General features: G+C 69.5%; 12 protein-coding genes and 1 tRNA gene. 3 read left to right on the top strand and 10 right to left on the bottom strand.

Features of this window, described 5'->3' with window-relative positions; genetic code table 11:
* Positions 1-2: 2 nt before the first annotated feature.
* A complete protein-coding gene (locus ACW174_RS16990; protein WP_492015536.1) occupies positions 3-1,253 on the bottom strand; it encodes a hydrolase in 1,251 nt (416 codons plus the stop codon).
* Positions 1,254-1,357: 104 nt separating this feature from the next.
* Between ACW174_RS16990 and ACW174_RS16985 the strand changes: the two genes are divergently transcribed.
* Positions 1,358-1,873 carry a hypothetical protein gene (locus ACW174_RS16985; protein ID WP_492015535.1) on the top strand — a complete coding sequence of 172 codons (516 nt, stop codon included), beginning with the start codon at positions 1,358-1,360 and terminating at the stop codon, positions 1,871-1,873.
* 3 nt (positions 1,874-1,876) lie between these two features.
* On the opposite strand, the gene ACW174_RS16980 is transcribed toward ACW174_RS16985, so the two are convergent.
* From ACW174_RS16980 to ACW174_RS16970, 3 genes are all read right to left on the bottom strand, one after another.
* Positions 1,877-6,100: a translocation/assembly module TamB domain-containing protein gene (locus tag ACW174_RS16980; protein WP_492015534.1), complete on the bottom strand. Its 4,224-nt coding sequence runs from the start codon at positions 6,098-6,100 to the stop codon at positions 1,877-1,879.
* Positions 6,097-7,884, bottom strand: coding sequence for an autotransporter assembly complex protein TamA (locus tag ACW174_RS16975; protein WP_492015533.1), 1,788 nt, complete (start codon positions 7,882-7,884; stop codon positions 6,097-6,099). The genes ACW174_RS16980 and ACW174_RS16975 overlap by 4 nt, the downstream gene beginning before the upstream one ends.
* Positions 7,885-7,979: 95 nt before the next feature.
* Positions 7,980-8,234 carry a hypothetical protein gene (locus tag ACW174_RS16970; protein WP_492015532.1) on the bottom strand — a complete coding sequence of 85 codons (255 nt, stop codon included), beginning with the start codon at positions 8,232-8,234 and terminating at the stop codon, positions 7,980-7,982.
* A 182-nt stretch (positions 8,235-8,416) separates the two neighbouring features.
* Here ACW174_RS16970 and ACW174_RS16965 point away from each other — a divergent pair, with 182 nt between their 5' ends.
* Positions 8,417-10,156 carry an ATP-binding protein gene (locus ACW174_RS16965; RefSeq protein WP_492015531.1) on the top strand — a complete coding sequence of 580 codons (1,740 nt, stop codon included), beginning with the start codon at positions 8,417-8,419 and terminating at the stop codon, positions 10,154-10,156.
* Positions 10,157-10,158: 2 nt separating this feature from the next.
* On the opposite strand, the gene ACW174_RS16960 is transcribed toward ACW174_RS16965, so the two are convergent.
* Complete coding sequence (locus ACW174_RS16960; protein ID WP_492015530.1) at positions 10,159-11,250, bottom strand: CaiB/BaiF CoA transferase family protein; 1,092 nt, start codon at positions 11,248-11,250, stop codon at positions 10,159-10,161.
* 113 nt (positions 11,251-11,363) lie between these two features.
* Between ACW174_RS16960 and ACW174_RS16955 the strand changes: the two genes are divergently transcribed.
* A tRNA-Lys gene (locus ACW174_RS16955) sits at positions 11,364-11,440 on the top strand.
* A gap of 183 nt (positions 11,441-11,623) precedes the next feature.
* On the opposite strand, the gene ACW174_RS16950 is transcribed toward ACW174_RS16955, so the two are convergent.
* From ACW174_RS16950 to ACW174_RS16930, 5 genes are all read right to left on the bottom strand, one after another.
* On the bottom strand, positions 11,624-12,106 hold the full coding sequence (locus tag ACW174_RS16950; RefSeq protein ID WP_492015529.1) for a Csu type fimbrial protein: 483 nt from the start codon (positions 12,104-12,106) through the stop codon (positions 11,624-11,626).
* Entirely contained in the window at positions 12,103-14,445 is a 2,343-nt protein-coding gene (locus ACW174_RS16945) for a fimbria/pilus outer membrane usher protein (RefSeq protein ID WP_492015528.1), read from the bottom strand. The genes ACW174_RS16950 and ACW174_RS16945 overlap by 4 nt, the downstream gene beginning before the upstream one ends.
* On the bottom strand, positions 14,442-15,173 hold the full coding sequence (locus ACW174_RS16940) for a fimbrial biogenesis chaperone (RefSeq protein ID WP_492015527.1): 732 nt from the start codon (positions 15,171-15,173) through the stop codon (positions 14,442-14,444). Before ACW174_RS16940 ends, ACW174_RS16945 begins: the two co-directional genes overlap by 4 nt.
* Before the next feature lie 363 nt (positions 15,174-15,536).
* A complete protein-coding gene (locus ACW174_RS16935) occupies positions 15,537-16,154 on the bottom strand; it encodes a DUF1190 domain-containing protein (protein ID WP_492015526.1) in 618 nt (205 codons plus the stop codon).
* An 8-nt stretch (positions 16,155-16,162) separates the two neighbouring features.
* Positions 16,163-16,573, bottom strand: a complete 411-nt coding sequence (locus ACW174_RS16930) for a DUF350 domain-containing protein (RefSeq protein ID WP_492015525.1) — start codon at positions 16,571-16,573, stop codon at positions 16,163-16,165.
* Positions 16,574-16,592 lie beyond the last annotated feature (19 nt).

Below are 16,592 nucleotides of genomic sequence, written 5' to 3'. Positions count from 1 at the left end.
GGTTACATCGTCTCCAGACGCAGGGATTTCAATTTGAGGGCGTCGATCTCGCCCGACGCGATCTTGCACAGGATCAGGGCGCTGAGTTGCGCCCGTTCAACGAAGCTGGCGGGCCAGGCGAACTCCTGATCCGAATGGATGTCGCCGCCGAGGACGCCGAGGGTGTCGATATTGGGCAGGCCCGCGGCGTGCAGGTTGTTGCCTTCGCAGACCCCGCCGGACGGCTTCCACGCGAGGGTCTGGCCCAGCAGGGCGCCCGTGTCGCGGACGGCCTCGAACAGGGCGGTCTGGCTGGCGTCCATCGGCTTGGGCGCGCGGGTCATGCCGCCGTGCAGGTCGAGGGTCAGGCCGGGGAAGGGGGGCTCGGCGGCGATCTGCTGCACCGTTTCCGAAATCCACGCGGAGGCCTGGGCGTCGGGGACGCGAACGTTGAAGCGGACGACGGCGTTGTCGGCGACCACGTTCAGGGCCCCGCCGCCGCTGATCTTCGCCACATTGACGGTGACGCCCTCGCGCTGGCCGTTCAGGGCGTGCAGGCGGGCGGCGATCATGGCGGCGCCGGCGACGGCGTTGGCGCCTTCATGGAAGGCGCGGCCCGCGTGGGCGGCCTTGCCGGTGACGATCAGGTGGTAGTTGCCGCTGCCCTTGCGAGCGCCCGCCAGGGTGCCGTCGGCCAGGGCCGGCTCATAGGTCATCCCGACATGACCGCGCGCGCCGAGCTCGGCCAGCAGGGGGGCGGAGGCGGGGGAGCCGATCTCCTCGTCGGGAGACAGCAGGACGGTCCAGCCGACGCGGTCGCGGTCCGGATGGGTCTCGAAGGCTTCCAGCGCGGACAGCAGGACCGAGATGCCGCCCTTCATGTCGGCGATGCCGGGTCCGTTCAGGGCACCGTCGGCGCGGCTCACGACGGTCTGGAAGCCGCTTTCGGCCGGGAAGACGGTGTCGTAGTGGCCGGTCAGCACGACCTGCAGCGGCGCGTCGGGTCGGCAGGTGATCTTCAGGGCGTCGGCGTGCGCCTCTTCCCGCACCGCGCCGTCGTCGGCGACGGTGGTGGAGCCCCGGGTGGGGATGCGCTCGACGATCGCGGGCAGGCTGCGCGCCTCGGCCTCAAGCAGGGCCAGGACGGCGTTCAGCCCCACGGCGTTGCGGCTGCCGGAGTTGACGTTCGCCCACTCCACCGCACGGCCGATGATGACGGCTTCGCGCGCCGCGACGTGATCGAGCACGGACTGTTCAGAAGGCAGAATCCGCATCGGCGGGACCCTAACGGTCCGCGCGGCAAAGGTGAAGCGAGGTCGGGTTACGACTCGTCACGGGATCAGGTTAGGGTTGGGTCTCGATCCAATGGAGGACATGGATGACCGATATCATCAAGGCGATGAACCCCACCGCCCCACTCAAGACAGAAGAAGCCGCGTTCGCAGCCGCCCGGGTCAGCGCCGTCGGCATGGTGATCGGCGCGGTCTTGCAGGCCGTCGGCGGCTGGTACGCCTCGACGCCCGAAGCCTCCGCGGCGGCCGGGCGGCTGATCGAGAGCCTGACCGGCCAGACCCCGTCGGCTGAACAACTGGCCGCCAGCGCCCAGCAGGGCATCATTATCGCCGGCGTCTTGACGGTGCTGCAGCTCGGCTTCGCCGTGTGGCAATGGAAGAAGCCGAATATCGCCCTGCCGATCATCTTCCTGGTGCTGTGCGTCTGGGCGCTGGGCACCAACGCCCTGAGCCTGACCATGGGCGCCCAGCAGCCGCTGTACCTGAGCATTTTCGCCATCGTGGCCATGCTGATCGCCTCGGTGACGCACATCGCGGGCATTCGCGGGGCCAGCGCGCTGAGCAAGATTCGCTTCGCCGCCGCCAACGCCTACAACGACTAGGGCCTACCGGTTCGGGCGGCGGTCTCCGGATCCGTCGCCCGGCTGCCGGCTTTGCCGGCGCCAGCGGATGGACAGGCTGGCGTCGCCCTGGCCGCCGAACTTCGAACTGACCGTCAGATTGCGGCGCACCTGCCACTCGACGTTCACTTCGGCCCCGTCCTCGCCGCCGCCGATGATCTCCAGATAGACGTCGTCCGTGATGTAGCGCCCGCCCGCCACCGTGATGCTGGACGCCTCGCCGCCGAAGGACAGGCGGTCCAGTCCGGCCAGCTGGCGCAGATTGCCGATCACATCAAAGCCGCCGCCGCCCGCCAGCGCGGCCACGCCCGCCGCCAGCTGGGCCGCCTCGAAGGCCGACAGCTGGGAGGCCGAGCGCCCGAACAGCACCTGCGACAGAATCTCGTCCTGCGGGAGGGCCGGGGTGGAGGTCAGGGCGATCTCGGGCCGCGCCGCCGTGCCGGTGACGCGGATGGTCGCGGTCAGGGCCGGGTCCTCACGGGTGGCCGACAGGTTCAGACGGATCTGGTCCGGGTTGGTCGACAGGGTGACCGATCCCGTGTCGTCAAAGATGAAGCGCTTGCCCGCGAAGTCGTAGTCGCCACGCACAACGCGCGCCGTGCCGGTCAGGACAGGACGGCTGATGGTGCCGCTGACGCGGGCGTTGACGCCCATCTCGACGTTCAGGCCGCGCCCGACGACATTCACATTGCCGCCGGTGGACCGGATGGCGATGTCCATGCCGATCTGCGGACCGGCCGAGCGGTTCTGTTCGGCCTCGGGCACGTCGCCCCCGGGGCGGTTGATCTCGACCACATCCATGCGGACGATGCCGTTGGAGCCCGGCGGATTGGCCTCGATGCGCGCCTCGTCGATGTCGATCTGGCCGCCCAGACGGATGTTGCCGTCCTCGCCGCGGATGACCGTCAGCGGGCCGGAGGCGCGGGCCTCGGCGATGTCGTTGTCGATGATGCGGAAACGGCGCAGCAGCAGCTGGAAGCTGGAGCCCGAACCCTGCCGCAGCCCGATGCGGCCCGAGCCGCTGACCTGACCGCCCGCGCCGTCGTTGGCGTTGAAGGTCTCGATCAGGGCGGTGGTGTCGTCGAACCGGCTGTTCAGCGTCACACCTTCCAGCCGCAAGCCCGTCGCGTTGTCGCGGAAGGCGCCCTGCAGCAGGTCCAGACGGCCATTGATGCGGGGCTCGTTCAGGGTGCCGCTGAGCGTGGCGTTGGCGTTCATCTGGCCCGACAGGGACCGCTCGCCGCCCAGGAACAGGTCCCAGATCGGCTGGATCTGACCCTGGATATTGACCGTGCCCTCCATCGGGCGGGTGCGGGCGATGGCGAGGCGCAACGGCGCCGCCGAGGCCTCGACCGGCAGGGTGACGTCGGCGTTGGCCTGGACGGCGTTCTCGTCCGTCGCGCGGGCCTGGAGGCGCAGGGTGTTGTTGACGAGGACCGCGTTCAGCGTGCCGTCGACGGCGAGGCCGCGCGGGGCGTCGATGCTGCGCAGGTTCTCGAGACTGACATTGGCCGAGCCGGACAGGTCATCGCCCGAGCCGCGCAGGGACAGGCGACCGGTGACGCGACCGCGCACATCCGGCGCGATGGACCCTAGCTCGACGCTGGTCAGATTGGCCTCGATGACGGCGGCGCGGGAATCCTGACGCAGTTCGCCGGTCAGGACGCCGCCGCCGACCGACAGGTCCACGCGGGCGACGCGACCGTCGCCGGACAGGGCGACCACGGCGGGGCTGCGGGTGGTGAAGTCGATCTCGCGCACCGAGCCGGAGCCTTGCAGGGTGACCGACTGGGCCCGACCGTCGCGCGAATAAACGCCGGAGCCGTCGAACGACAGCGGGGTCGGACCGCCGACGTCGGCTTTCAGTGTGAAGGGCAGGCGGTTCAGCGTGCCGCGCCCGTCGAGGTCGAGCGTGCGGATGACATAGGGCGAGCCGGCGAAGCGGACGTTGCGACCGGTGACGTCGAGAATGGCGGTTTCGGCGCCGCCGCCCTCGGTCAGGCGGACGCGGCCCGAGGCTTCGCCCGAGGCGAGGAAGGCGCCGGGACGGCCGTTGAAGGTCAGGTCCGCGCTCGACGGAATGCGGTCAGACAGGGCGATGTCGCCGCGCGCCGTGATCCCGCCCGCGTCCAGATCAACGTCGGTGAGGCGGATACGCGGCCCGCCCAGATAGAAGTTTCCGCTGGCCCGGGCCGGGCCGTAGTTCGATCCGGCGGTGACGGCGATGCGCCCGTCGGAGGCGTCAGGCCCCTTGCGGAAGCTGAGGATCAGATTGGCGTCAGTCAGCTTCAGCGCGCCCGCATTGACGTTGGCGAAGGCGGCGCGGAGGTCGGCGCGGGGGGCGGCCAGGGTGCCGGTCAGGGCGCCGTCCCCGGTCATGGCGCCGTCGATCTCGACCGGGCCGACGCCGAAGGGGCCGCGCGCATTCCAGTTCAGGGCCAGCCGCAGACGGCCGTCGCCCTCGATCAGGCCTCTCGCGCCCGCCGACCCTTGAGCGCCGGTCAGGGCCGCGCGCTCCACCTCGATCCGGCCGCCGTTCAGGGCGCCGGTCAGTTGCAGCCGGGGCGAGGCGCCCAGCAGGCGGTCCAGTTCGCCCAGACCCGTCGCGAGGCCGCGCCCGCGTCCGTCGAAGGTCAATCGCCACGGCGCGCCGCTACGCGCGGTCGAGGCGGCGACGGGGCCGCCGAAGGCGCCGCGCGCGCCAGAGTGAATCTTCGAGGCGTCGGTGATGCGCGCCTCGCCCCGGAAGCCGAGGCCGCCGACCAGATTGCGTCCGCCCGATCCGGTCAGGCGGATGGCCTGACCCTTCACATCGACCTTCTCCAGCAGGATGGCGCCGTCGGTCTGACGCGCGGCCTCGAAGGTCAGGCGGGGGGCGGAGCCCAGCAGGCCGCCGATGATGCCGGCGGTCGAACCGCCGTCCGCCTGGATGTCGCCGTCCAGGTCCAGGCGACCGGCGCGCACCTGGACGTTCAGCGGCCCGCGCAGGCGGCGCACACGATAGCTGGAGGCCTCGACGCCGAGCAGGTCCACGCCGCCGGTCAGCGACCAGTTCGACGCATCGCCCTTGAACAGGCCGGTGTAGGCGGCAGGGCCCGCGACGGGGCTGCCGACCAGCCGGGTCAGCGAGGGCGTAGCGACATCCAGCCGGATTCCGTCGCGGCTGGTGCGATCCTTGACGCTGATCTGGCCGATGGCGTTCGAGGTCAGGTTTTCCGCGATCAACCGCCAGGCCACGCCCTGCTGGCCGTCGCCGTCGGTGTCCGGGGTGGTGGCGAAGCCGAATTTCGCGGTCCGGCCGATGCGGGCGGCGAACGGGGCCAGCAGATCGGAGCCGGAGAAGTCGAAGAAGCCGCTGATGCGGGCGTTGTCCTTGCCGTAGCGACCCTTGATCGTCAGGGGCACGAAGTCGCCGGTACGCACGACGGCGTCCACGATCTGGCCGTTGACGATGGCGCTGGCGAGGAAGGGCTGGTCCGGCGAATACCCCATCGCCCCGGCCAGAGGCCCGCCCTGGGCCTCGACCGCCCGCAGGTTCAGCCGGGTTTCCGACAGGGCGCCGCCGAAGGTGGCGTTGATGCGCAGATGGTCGCCCGGGCGGCTGAGGCTGTTGGCGTTGACGATGGCGGACTTGGCGCCCGTGCGCGGCACATTGGCCTCGCCCGACAGGTTCCAGCGCCCATACTCCTTGCTGAAGCCCTCCAGCAGTTCGACGTTGGCGGCGAAGCGGTCGATGTCGATGGCCAGGGCCTGTGGTCCCGGCGGCTCGGTCGAGGGCTCGACCAGGGGACGGCGGATCAGGCGGATGACGCCGGCCTCGATATTGGTCGCGTGGAAGCGGCGGGTGATGAGGGGCAGCCAGCTCCAGTCGACCCGGACCGCGCGCGCCTCCAGCCACATCCCCTCGGCGTCGGTGACGGTGACGCGGTCGATGGTGAAGTCGTTGAACAGGTCGCCGTGGACGCCCTCGACATTGATGCGGCCATAGCGGCCGATCTTCTTGCCGGTGACGAAGCTGGTGACCAGTTCGCGGCCCGCGTCGCTGACCAGATACAGCCGGCCGCCGACCAGCACCGCGATCAGAAGGGCGGCGAGGATGGCGAAGGTCACGCCGCCAAAGAAGGCCAGGGCCTGCAGGCGCGTGCGCTTGCGCTTCGCCTTCTTCGCGGGCGTGTCAGGCGTTTCGGAGGGCGGCGGCGTCTCGGTCAAAACGCCTGACCGATGCTGACGTAGATCTGGAAGTCCGCATCGCCGTCACGCTTCTCGAGCGGGAAGGCGATATCGGCGCGGATGGGGCCGAAGGGCAGTTTGTAACGGACGCCAACCCCCGCGCCGTAGCGCAGGTTGTTGAAGTTCGGCGTTTCCTGGAAGCCGATGGCGCCCGCATCAACGAAGGCGACGGCTTGGAAGCTGCGCCAGACATCGCGGCGAATCTCGATCGAGGTTTCGAACAGGCTGAGCCCGCCGCGGGGGGTGTTGTCGGGCAGGCGCGGGCCGACGCCCTGGTATTCAAAGCCGCGGACCGACCCGCCGCCGCCGGAATAGAACAGGCGGTCCGAAGGCACCGTCAGCTCCTCGCCGCCGAGGATGGAGCCCAGCCGGACCCGACCGGCCAGAACCGTTTTGGCGCCGGCCTGCAGAGGCAGGTAGGCGGTGGCCTGGGTCTCGGCCCGCAGGAACAGGATGGTGTCCTCGCCACCCACCACGGTCGGCTGGACCCCGGCGGTCAGACGCCAGCCCGTCGTCGGGTCGAGCGGGTCGTTGGAGTTGTCCAGATAGAAGCTGCCGCGACCGGTCAGGATGTAGAGGTCCCGGTCGAAATTGATCGGCAACTGGGTCACCGGATCAAAGCGGTTCTCATTGTAATGGCCCGCGTCGAAGCCGACGCCGTAGCTGAGCCAGGAGGTCTTGCCGATGCGCTGCTGCAGGTCGGCGGACAGGGTGGCGGCGGCGCGGTCGTAGGCGTCGGTATTCTCGTTCACCAGCGCGGCCGAGAGCTTCAGCGTCTGACCCGGGTTGCGCCAGTGCGGCAGGCTGAGGTCGACACCGAGACGGCTGTCGACATCGGCCACGCGCGCCTCCCACACCAGGGTGTCGGCGCGCTTGAAGCGGTTGTGCCAGGTCCAGCGCAGGTCGACGCCGGAGCCGTCGGCGGTCGAGAAGGTGGCGCCCGCCTCAAGGATGCGACGCGGACGGTCGGTCAGGGTGACGATGACGGGGCGGTTGCCCGCGCCATTGGTCTGGTCCGCCGGCGCCAGGGCCACGCCGACGCCGTCATAGACCCCGGTCTCCAGCAGACGACGTTCCAGCTCGGCCACGTCCTCGGGGTCGTAGACGTCGCCCTCGGTCCAGGGCGCCAGACCGGCGACCCAGTCGGGATTGGTCAGGCCGCGGGTCTCCAGACGAATGCCGTCCAGGTTGACCAGTCGGCCCGAGGCGATGTTGTAGGTGGGCTGAACGGTCAGGGCGGCGTGGTCGACCACGACCCGGCGCGGCTCGGCGCGGGCGTCGGCATAGCCGCTACGGACCAGTCCGGCGACGACCCGGCCCTCGGCGGCGATGACATCCACGGCGCGACCCGGATCGCCGGGTTTCAGCCGGATATCCTCGATGACGGTCTGCGCGGTGTCGGCCCGGGGCTCGGGCGCGACCCAGCGGACGGAGGGATCGGCGATGTTGAAGCGGGGGCCCGTGACGACGCTGACGATGGCCGCAGGCGTCTCCTCGCCCTCGACGATGTCTTCGAGGACGGGTTGGTAGTAGCCCTCGGATCGCAACAGGGCCTCGACGGACTCCATGGCGCCGCGGGCGCGCCGGCGCGCCTCGAAGCGGTTGGACGGCGCATTGTCCACCTCGCCCACGGCCCGGACCAGCTGCTCGCGCAGGGCCCCGTCCATCTCGCCCCGAATCTGGGCGCGCGGGTCCGCGACGGCGGAGGACGCCACGGCCATGCCCGCCAGACCGAAGAAAAAGAGGGCAGGCCTCTGCGTCAAACTCGAACCTTCGTCAGAGGCCGTCTGGCCCGTCGATCTGAACGGCGCACCCCCGCCGTGAACTCATGCGCCGGTTGCCGGCGCAGCCTTGGACCCTAGTAGAACAGGGTTTCGCTCTCGGGCTGGACCGACTGTTCGGAGGTCCGTTGCTCGGGCGGGAGGGTGGTGGACTCGGTGGCCGGCGGCGGCGTCGGCGCGACGACCTCGGGCGGCGGCGGCTCGGCCACAGGCTCCAGCGGCTGCTCGGCGGCCTTGTCGGCGAGGCTGTCCTCGTCGGCGGGCGGCGGATTATCGCATGCGGCGACGGCAAAAGCTCCCGTCAGGGCCAGCAGGGCGGCAAGGCGTTTCATTGTCGAAGTCTTTCCCCGGAATCGGCCTTTCAACGCACGGCCATTTCTCCCGTTCCATAAAGTGTTTCGCGGCGTCGCACACCCTCTGTGCGGCCCTGACGGCGCGCAAGTGGAAGTTACCATGCATGGCAACCAATCCTTTCACATTTCGGCGCAATGTGGAGGCAAGGGGGAAACCGGCCATGTCCGTCACGGCCTATGCTCTCGTATCGCAGGTGCGGTACCGGGAACTGAAGACACGCATCGCGCTGGCGGCCGTGATCGGCACGACGGCGTGGTTCGTCGCGCCCGGCGTCTGGCCCGTCGTCTGGTTCCTGGCCGTGCTGTTCAGCCAAGCCTTCGACTGGGTTGTTTTCCGCCGCTACCGACAAAGGCCCGCGTGGATGCCGGACCGTCGCTATCTGATCCTGTCGTGCGTCACGACGGCGGTCGGGGTGGCGATCTATTCGTCGATCGCCGCATGGCTGTGGATCGCGGGCGGCGAGGTGGGGCGGATATTCGCCATGGTGCAGGTCGCGGGCGGCCTGCTGCATGTCAGCCTGCACATGCATCAGGCCCGACCCATCCTGATTTCCGCTGTCGCGCCGCACGGCGTCTATTTCCTGAGCCTGCCGATCGTGACGTCCATCGTCACCGGGCGTTGGCAAGAACTGCTGATCGCCTTCGGCTGCCTGCTCTACATGAGCCATCTGGTGGTGGCGGTGCGTCAGAGCTCGACCACGACGGGCATCCTTCAGGCCGCCAAGGACGAGGCGCAGGAGGCCCGCGAGCGGGCCGAGGAGGCCAGCGCCGCCAAGTCCGACTTCCTCGCCGTCATCAGCCACGAAATCCGCACCCCGATGAATGCGGTCATCTCGGCCGCCAATCTGCTGCGCCGGACCGAGCTGACCGAGCGTCAGGGCGAGCACGTGTCGATGCTGACCGATGCGGGCGAGGTCTTGCTGGGCCTGCTGAATGACGTGCTGGACGTCTCCAAGATCGAGGCGGGGAAGATGGTGCTGGAGACCGACGACGTCGACGTCCGCGCCCGTCTGGCCTCCCTGGCGCGACTGTGGGAGCCGCGGGCGACGGCGGCGGGCGTGGCGCTGGTGGTCGAGGTGGCGGACGCCGTGCCCGAATGCGTGCGCACCGATCCGCTCCGCTTCCAGCAGATCCTCTTCAACCTGATTTCCAATGCGGTGAAATTCACGGCGCACGGACGGATCACCATCGCCGCCGACTGGGACGGCGCGGCCCTGAAGGTGGCGGTGGCCGATACCGGCTGCGGCATCCCGGCTGATCGGCTGAGCCATGTCTTCAACAGCTTCGAACAGGCGGATGCGGGGACGACGCGTCGCTATGGCGGCACCGGTCTGGGCCTGGCGATCAGCCGCAAGCTGGCCGAGATCATGGGCGGCGCCCTGACGGTCAGCAGCGTGGTGGGGCAGGGCTCCGTCTTCACCGTCGCCCTGCCGGTGCAGGTGTCGGCGTCCCGTCCGGTCGAGGCCGCGACGAAGACGCCGGAGGCGGGCTCGTTGAACGGCCGGTCGATTCTGGCCGCCGACGACCATGACGTGAACCGCCGCATCCTGACCCTGCTGCTTGAGCCGCACGGCTGTCGCCTGACGCTGGTCGAGAATGGGGCGCAGGCGCTGGACGCCGCCCGGGCCGAGCGGTTTGACGCGATCCTGATGGATATGCAGATGCCGGTGATGGACGGGCTGGAGGCCACGCGCCGCATCCGCACGGGCGGCGAGGCCAATGCCGCGACGCCGATCATCGCCCTGACCGCCAATGCGCTGGACGTGCACCGGCGGGCCTGGGAGGCGGCGGGGGTGCAGGCCTTCCTGACCAAGCCCATTGATCCGGCCCTGCTGGCCCGGACCCTGGCGGAGGCCTGCATGGCCTCCGATGGGGCCGAGGTGCTTGTCGAGCTCGCCTGAGTTCAGGCCCAGCGGCTGCGGGCGTCATCCAGCGTCAGGGGCGGCGGTTGTGGCGCGGGGGTGGCCTGTCCGTCGAAGCGTGGGGCCGGGGCCGGCTGCATCACACCCTGATCGACGAAGGTGGCGCGGGCGGCGTTATGCGGGTGCTGCGGCGCTTCGCCCATGGTCAGCACCGGCGTGACGCAGGCGTCCGTGCCGTCGAAATGCGCGGCCCAGTCGTCGCGATCCCGGGTGGCGAACAGGGCCTCGAAGCGGGCGTGCAAGGCGGGCCAGCCGGCCATGTCGAACTGCGGCGCCTCGTCCGGCGTCAGGCCCAGACCGGCGATCAGGGCGGCGTAGAATTGGGGCTCCAGCGCGCCGACGGCGACAAAGCCGCCGTCCCTGCAGGTGAAGCAGCGGTAGAAGGGAGCGCCGCCGTCCAGCAGGTTCGCGCCGCGCGTATCGCGCCACAGCCCGCGCGGGCGGAAGGCGTGGAACAGGCCGGTCAGCAGGGCCGAGCCGTCGGTCATGGCGGCGTCGACGACCCGCCCCTTGCCCGTGGCCCTGGCCTCCAGCAAGGCCGCCAGCACGCCGGCGACCAGGAACATGGCCCCGCCGCCGTAGTCTCCGACCAAGTTCAGCGGCGCCCGGGGCGGGCGGTCCGGCTCGCCCATCGGATGCAGGGCGCCCGACAGGGCGATGTAGTTGATGTCGTGTCCGACCCTGTCCGCCATCGGGCCGGTCTGGCCCCAGCCGGTCACCCGGCCGAACACCAGCCGGGGATTGCGCCCCGCCAGAGCCTCGGGCCCCAGTCCCAGCCGTTCCATGACGCCGGGCCGGAAGCCCTCGATGATCGCGTCCGCCCCGTCGATCAGATCGAGGATGCGGGCGTGGTCCGCCGGATCCTTCAGATTGACCGCGACCGCGGCGCGGCCCCGGTGCAGGACCTCGCCGCCGACCTCGCTGAAGACCGCGGCACCGGCTGACGCGCTGCGGGTCAGCCGCAACACCTCCGCGCCCATATCGGCCAGCACCATGCCCGCGAAGGTCACGGGACCGAGGCCGTCGAACTCAAGGATACGGATGCCGGAGAGGGGTTTTGCCGGGGCTGTCATCCGCCCTGCGTAACCGGTTCTTGCAGAACCTGTCGAGCGGACCTTGACCCGCGCGGCCTGATGTCGGAAAAGCCGCGCCTCCGGATTCGCAACCGCGGCCGGAGAAACGATGTGCGTCCTTAGCTCAGTTGGTTAGAGCATCTGACTTTTAATCAGAGGGTCCTCGGTTCGAGCCCGAGAGGACGTACCATCTTTTCCGCCTGTCGCTTGCGACAGGCGCGGGCTGCCAGTCCCGGCATGCCGGATCGGACGCGCATGCGTCAGTGATGTTCCGGCGTATCGCTGCCTTCGAATGTTGCGACGCGCGCGGGTTCAGGTCGCCTGCTTCGGGCTGAACGCCCTCCCGATTCGTTTCGAGGACGGCATCACCGCCTCAATAGGTCAGAACGGCTTCAATCTGATCACTGTAGGCGCCGACGCTGGCCAAGGTCTGGCGGGCGAGAATCCGGCCATAGAGGGTGATGGTTTGACGGTAGGGCGCGTTGGCCCCCGCCGTTCCGGACACCGGGGCCGTCTCGCCGCCTCCGGTTCCGTCGCCCCATGGCCTCGATCGCGCCGGGTCGAGGTAGAGCTGATACCGCAACTCTGCGGCTCCGGACGTGAGACGCCGTCCCGCCGCATCGCCCAGCAGGGCGACCGAGCCTTCGACGGCGACCGGGTCGACACCCTGGCTTGAACAGGTGACGGTGACCGTGGCGGTGAAGTCCGCCGGTGAACCGGACTGCGGCGTGTAGCGGCCGAACGCGAGCGGTGTGGCGGTCATTTCACAGTTCGCGCCGCCCGCGGCCTGTGACAGGGCGGGGGTCGCCGCCGCGAGCATGACGACCGCCATCGTGGGGGCCAGGGGCCACTTCATCGACATGGGACAGGACCGATCTGGGGGATGTCGCCCTGCACGCGTTGATAATCGAACAGCGCCACACAGAGCGCGCCGTCCGGTCGCGTCACCTCCAGGCGATTGGCCGCCCGAAGGCCGGTGACATAGGCCTGACCGTCATAACCGACCGGCCGGTCCGGGGCGCCCTCTAGCCGGGCGATCGAGCCGATCGGAAGAGGGCTTCCCCGATCGTCAACGAGCGTAAGGACGGCCGCGCTCACCATCGCGACCTCGAAGTCGACGATCACTCCCGAGCGGTCGGGCGGGCGGATCAAGCGGAATGTCTGGCTGACCTCGACATCGGGCGGCAGTCCCGCGGAGTCGATGGCCAGTCTGTTGTTCTGGTAGGACAGAAGCGAAGGCACCAGCAGCAATCCCTGCGCGTTTGTGGTCCCCATGGGACGATTCTCGTAGAGCACGGGGACGTCGGCGATCCGACCGGTCCGCACCACGGCGAAACTGTCGTGAATCTGATCGCTGGCGAAAAACCCGCCGCCCATCCAGATCAGCGAACCGCGGGCGCCGGCGCGGGCGGCCAGACCCGCCGAAGACTGGTCGACGCCCGCCGTGACCTGACCCCAGCGTCCGAGAGAGACGCCGGTCGCGCTCAGACGCGTCGCGTCGCCTGCGCTGGCGAGGATCTGATAGCCGAACTCGCCCGGCTCGAAGGCGGGACGGGACGCGGAGACAAAGGCGCTGGAACGCCCGTTGTCGATGGAGACGCCGGCTGACGCGTAGGTCGAAGCGCCGAAGGTCATGCTGAGGCTGAGCCCCAATCCGTAGGTGTCGGCGCGGCGCAAATCCTTGAAACCGGACGCCCGCAGGGTGACCCGACCCGCGATCGGAACGCTGTAGCCCACCGTGACGAGTTCCGTCCGGACGCTCCGTCGCGCGTCGACCCCGACGCCGACAAGCGACGGTCCGTAAACCGCGGGACGCGCGTGCTGGGAGACATAGGCCACCCCCAGGCTTCCGTAGGATCCAAGCTGTCGACCGAAGCTGGCGTTCAACGTCGAATGCGGCGCGGGCGCGCCGCTGACGGCCGCCAGGTCTCGATATCCGTCGGAGGCGACTGAGCCCGAAAGGTTGAAGTTAAAGCCTCTGGATCGGCGCTGGAACCCGAGCGATGCGGATCCGCCGCCCGTGGCCTCGCCGGCCATGGCGTCCAGGCCCCCAAAGCCTGTACTGGCCGAGACGGAGGCGTTGACCACGCCCAGCGTCCTGACCCGCCAGGCGGCGCCGATGCCCGCCAGGGCCAGGCCCTCGGTCGCTTCCCCGTGCGCCTCGACCGTCAACTGATCGAACAGGCCGTAACGAACGGCGCCGTTGGCGGCCCAGCCGGAGTAGCGGTCGGTCGCCAGGCCGTAGTCGCGCCGGATCGATCCCAATTCGGCGGAGTAGCTGGCGAGCCCCGGCGTCAACAAGGTGGCGCTGGCATAGAACGGGAGGGTGATCAGCGTCTGACGACCGACGGCGTCCTCGACGGCGACCGCGACTTCGCCGGCCCCCGTCACAACGGGCAGGGTGCGGACCACGAAGGGGCCGGACTGAACCTGCTGGCTGAACTGGCGGACGCCGTCGACCAGGATGTTGACCGTCGACGGCACCGCGGCCGAGGAGCTGATCGTCGGCAGGGGATAGGTGATCAGGTCGGGCCGCAGATTGAAATCGCTGCTGATCTGAACCCCGCCAAGCCGCACGGCCCGGCTCCAGCCCAGGGCGCCGCTTACGACGTCGCCCGCCCGCCAGCGTCGCATCTTCCCGGGCTCCGAAAAGGTGTAGGTGGTGTCGAGCCGAACGAAGCCTCTTTGTCCGGCGTTGGGCGTGAAGTTGGCGAGGCCGGTGCTCTGGAGCACGCCATAGGCGCCGAAAACGCGGCCATCGATCAGGGCGCCGCCGTCGACACGTCCGTCCGTCAGGGTGGCGAGAACATCGTAGTTCAGCACGGCGCCGGCCTCGGAAGCCGTCAGCGGGGCGAGGGTTGTCGCTGTTCCGTTTCGAACCTCGGCCGGCTGCAGAGCCGAGTTTTCGGCGGCCATGATCAGTCTCTGGCCGGGCTGGTCGATCAGAACGCGAAGACCGGCGACCGTCGACAGGGCGATCGGCTCGTCGTTCAGCGTCGGCGACAGGACCAGGCCGAGGCCGTTCAGATCCGAGGGGCGGGCATACAGTGCGCCGTTTCGCTCATGGAATTCCGCCACGCGGCCCGTCGCGCGTCCGTTCAGGATCACCTCGAGAACGAGGGTGCGGTCGGCTAAAGCTTCGATGGAGGAGGGCGTCAGCCCGATCAGCGCCGCGGCGAGGTAGGTGAACGTCAAAACGTCAACGTCACATCGCTTGTACCGGCCTGGGTGGTGGTCCGCACCGACACCGGGGAATCGCGGGCGACGGCGGAGCCCTCGATAACCCAACGACGTCCGGCGCCCGGAAGCACATAGGGGCTTTTGCCCTGAGCCGTGAGGCGAGGGTGGCTGCCATCCGCCAGGGTCACCTGAAGATCGTTGACCCGGACATGGCCGCGACCCGTATTGGTCGCCGTCAGAACCACGTCGCCGTCGACGGAGCGCGCCGCCGTCCAGCCGAGAGTCGGCGCGGGTTGCGCGGAGCCGGCGAACACCGGCAACGACATCCGCAACGTCACCTGGACCTGTCCGGACCCCGCGCCGGCGGTCGGCACCTCGTCCAGCAGCAGCCGATAGCTGCGCTCCTGATCCGCGACGCTCCGGGCGTCGCCCCTGAGCATCAGCCGCACGGTTTGCACCCCGTTGGCGGGCACGGTGAAGATCGGCGGCGACAGAATGATTTCGGAGGTGGGCGTCAGGACATCATTGTCCAGCGCCTGGGACCAGTCGTAGGGGCGCGCCTGGATGGTCACCGGCGCGGCGCCCTGATTACGCACCTCGATCGTCGCCGAGACCTGGCCGGGATCAAGGTTGAGCACGACCGGCGCGATCTCGAGCTGGGACGCCGCCGATTGCGGGACCCCGGCCTCGCCGACGGCGGGGCCGACGACGAGGATCATGGTGATGAGGAGAAGGTATTGCATCAATGTTTCGCGCCATTCTCCACCCGGAGTCCGCGCGGCGGTGGGCCGGCGAAGGCGCTGCAGTCCAGATCGGGGCGTCGCTCAGCCTTCGACAGCGGGCGATCTGGCCCGCAGCGGGACGGCCCGGTAGACGGTGTCGATGTGGGTAAGCATGCGGCGGTCGTCCGGCCCTCTTGCCGGGCCGGATCTCGCGTCGGCGATGATCGCCGGGCAGCGATCAGCCGCCGCCCGTCCAATTCCGGCATCAGCCTGTGTGAGGCGGCGTCGTCCCGTCAGACCTTCAGCGTGCGGTTCCCGGCAAGCGTGACCGACAAGGTCGGGCGAGGACGCGGGCGCGCTCCGGCCTTGGTTGCGTCGTCCGCCCTAGCCGCCGTAACTCCGGCCGCCGCCGCCGAAGCCGCCCCTGGAGACGACGGTGGTGCGGCTCTGCACCCGGGTCGGGGCTTGGCGTGCGGTCGGGGTGTGCTCGCGCGCATTGGTGACGGTGCGTCCGGTGCGGTAGTCCCGCGACAGGTAGCCCCCACCGTAGCCGTTGGAATACTGGCCATCGCGATCGCGATACAGCGGTCCGCCGCCACGATAGCCGCCGCCGTTCAACATCTGGCCGATGATGAAGCCCGTGGCCAGGGGGCCGAAGAACGAGCCGCCGCCCGAGTTCAGTGGCCGGCACTGGTCGGGTCCCCACTGGCCTTCACATTCCGAACGGGTGGCGTAACGGGGGGCGGTTTCTTCGGCCTTCTGGCCGGCCACGTTGGACGCGACGACGCATTCCTCGTCCGGAATGTCGTTCGCCGCGCGGCAGTCGTCGAGCGAGGTATAGGCCAGCACCGGCTCCGCCGGCGCCTCCGGCACGGCGCGCGGAGGTGATCCGCAGGCCGCCATCGAGAAGCTGACCGTGGCCATCAGGCTGGTGACCTGAAGGGTCCGCGAGCGCTTGAGCCGGCGCAGGGTGGTGGTCTGGGCGAGGATTTCGTCGGTCATGATACGCCTCAGGCCGTCATGCAGGCGGCGTTAAGCAGGCCGACGCCGACGGAGATCGACGCCAGATAGACGCCGGCTGCGAGTTCGCCCGCCTCGATCCGGGCCGCGAGCGCGCGGTAGACCAGACGGCTGACGATGACGAAGGACACGATCTGGATCACGCCCGCGAGCAGCGCCCAGGCGGCGAACTCGGGCAGGCTGACCGTGTGGGACAGGGCTGAGGCGAGGGGCAGGACATAGCCCAGCAGGGCGCCGCCCAGCGCCACGGCCGCGGCGACATTGCCTTCCCGGATGAGGGCGCGCTCGTTGTAGGGCGTCGCCAGCTGGTACAGGAATTTGAAGGCGACGAAGAACGCCACCGCCGCGACGAAGGCGATGATAAAGGCCGTGGCCCCGTTCTGGAATGCAAACCAGTCCATGAGTGTCTTCCCCCTCGAT

The sequence above is a fragment of the Brevundimonas sp. AVps31 genome (assembly GCF_058681355.1).
Note: the sequence above shows the minus strand (reverse complement) of the source record. Positions and strands in the feature narration are given on the sequence as shown.

Coding starts and splice junctions, on each gene's coding strand:
- ACW174_RS16950 (WP_492015529.1), bottom strand. CDS start 12,106: ATGAAGTGGCCCCTGGCCCCCACGATGGCGGTCGTCATGCTCGCGGCG.
- ACW174_RS16970 (WP_492015532.1), bottom strand. CDS start 8,234: ATGAAACGCCTTGCCGCCCTGCTGGCCCTGACGGGAGCTTTTGCCGTC.
- ACW174_RS16960 (WP_492015530.1), bottom strand. CDS start 11,250: ATGACAGCCCCGGCAAAACCCCTCTCCGGCATCCGTATCCTTGAGTTC.
- ACW174_RS16965 (WP_492015531.1), top strand. CDS start 8,417: ATGTCCGTCACGGCCTATGCTCTCGTATCGCAGGTGCGGTACCGGGAA.
- ACW174_RS16930 (WP_492015525.1), bottom strand. CDS start 16,573: ATGGACTGGTTTGCATTCCAGAACGGGGCCACGGCCTTTATCATCGCC.
- ACW174_RS16985 (WP_492015535.1), top strand. CDS start 1,358: ATGACCGATATCATCAAGGCGATGAACCCCACCGCCCCACTCAAGACA.
- ACW174_RS16990 (WP_492015536.1), bottom strand. CDS start 1,253: ATGCGGATTCTGCCTTCTGAACAGTCCGTGCTCGATCACGTCGCGGCG.
- ACW174_RS16940 (WP_492015527.1), bottom strand. CDS start 15,173: ATGCAATACCTTCTCCTCATCACCATGATCCTCGTCGTCGGCCCCGCC.
- ACW174_RS16935 (WP_492015526.1), bottom strand. CDS start 16,154: ATGACCGACGAAATCCTCGCCCAGACCACCACCCTGCGCCGGCTCAAG.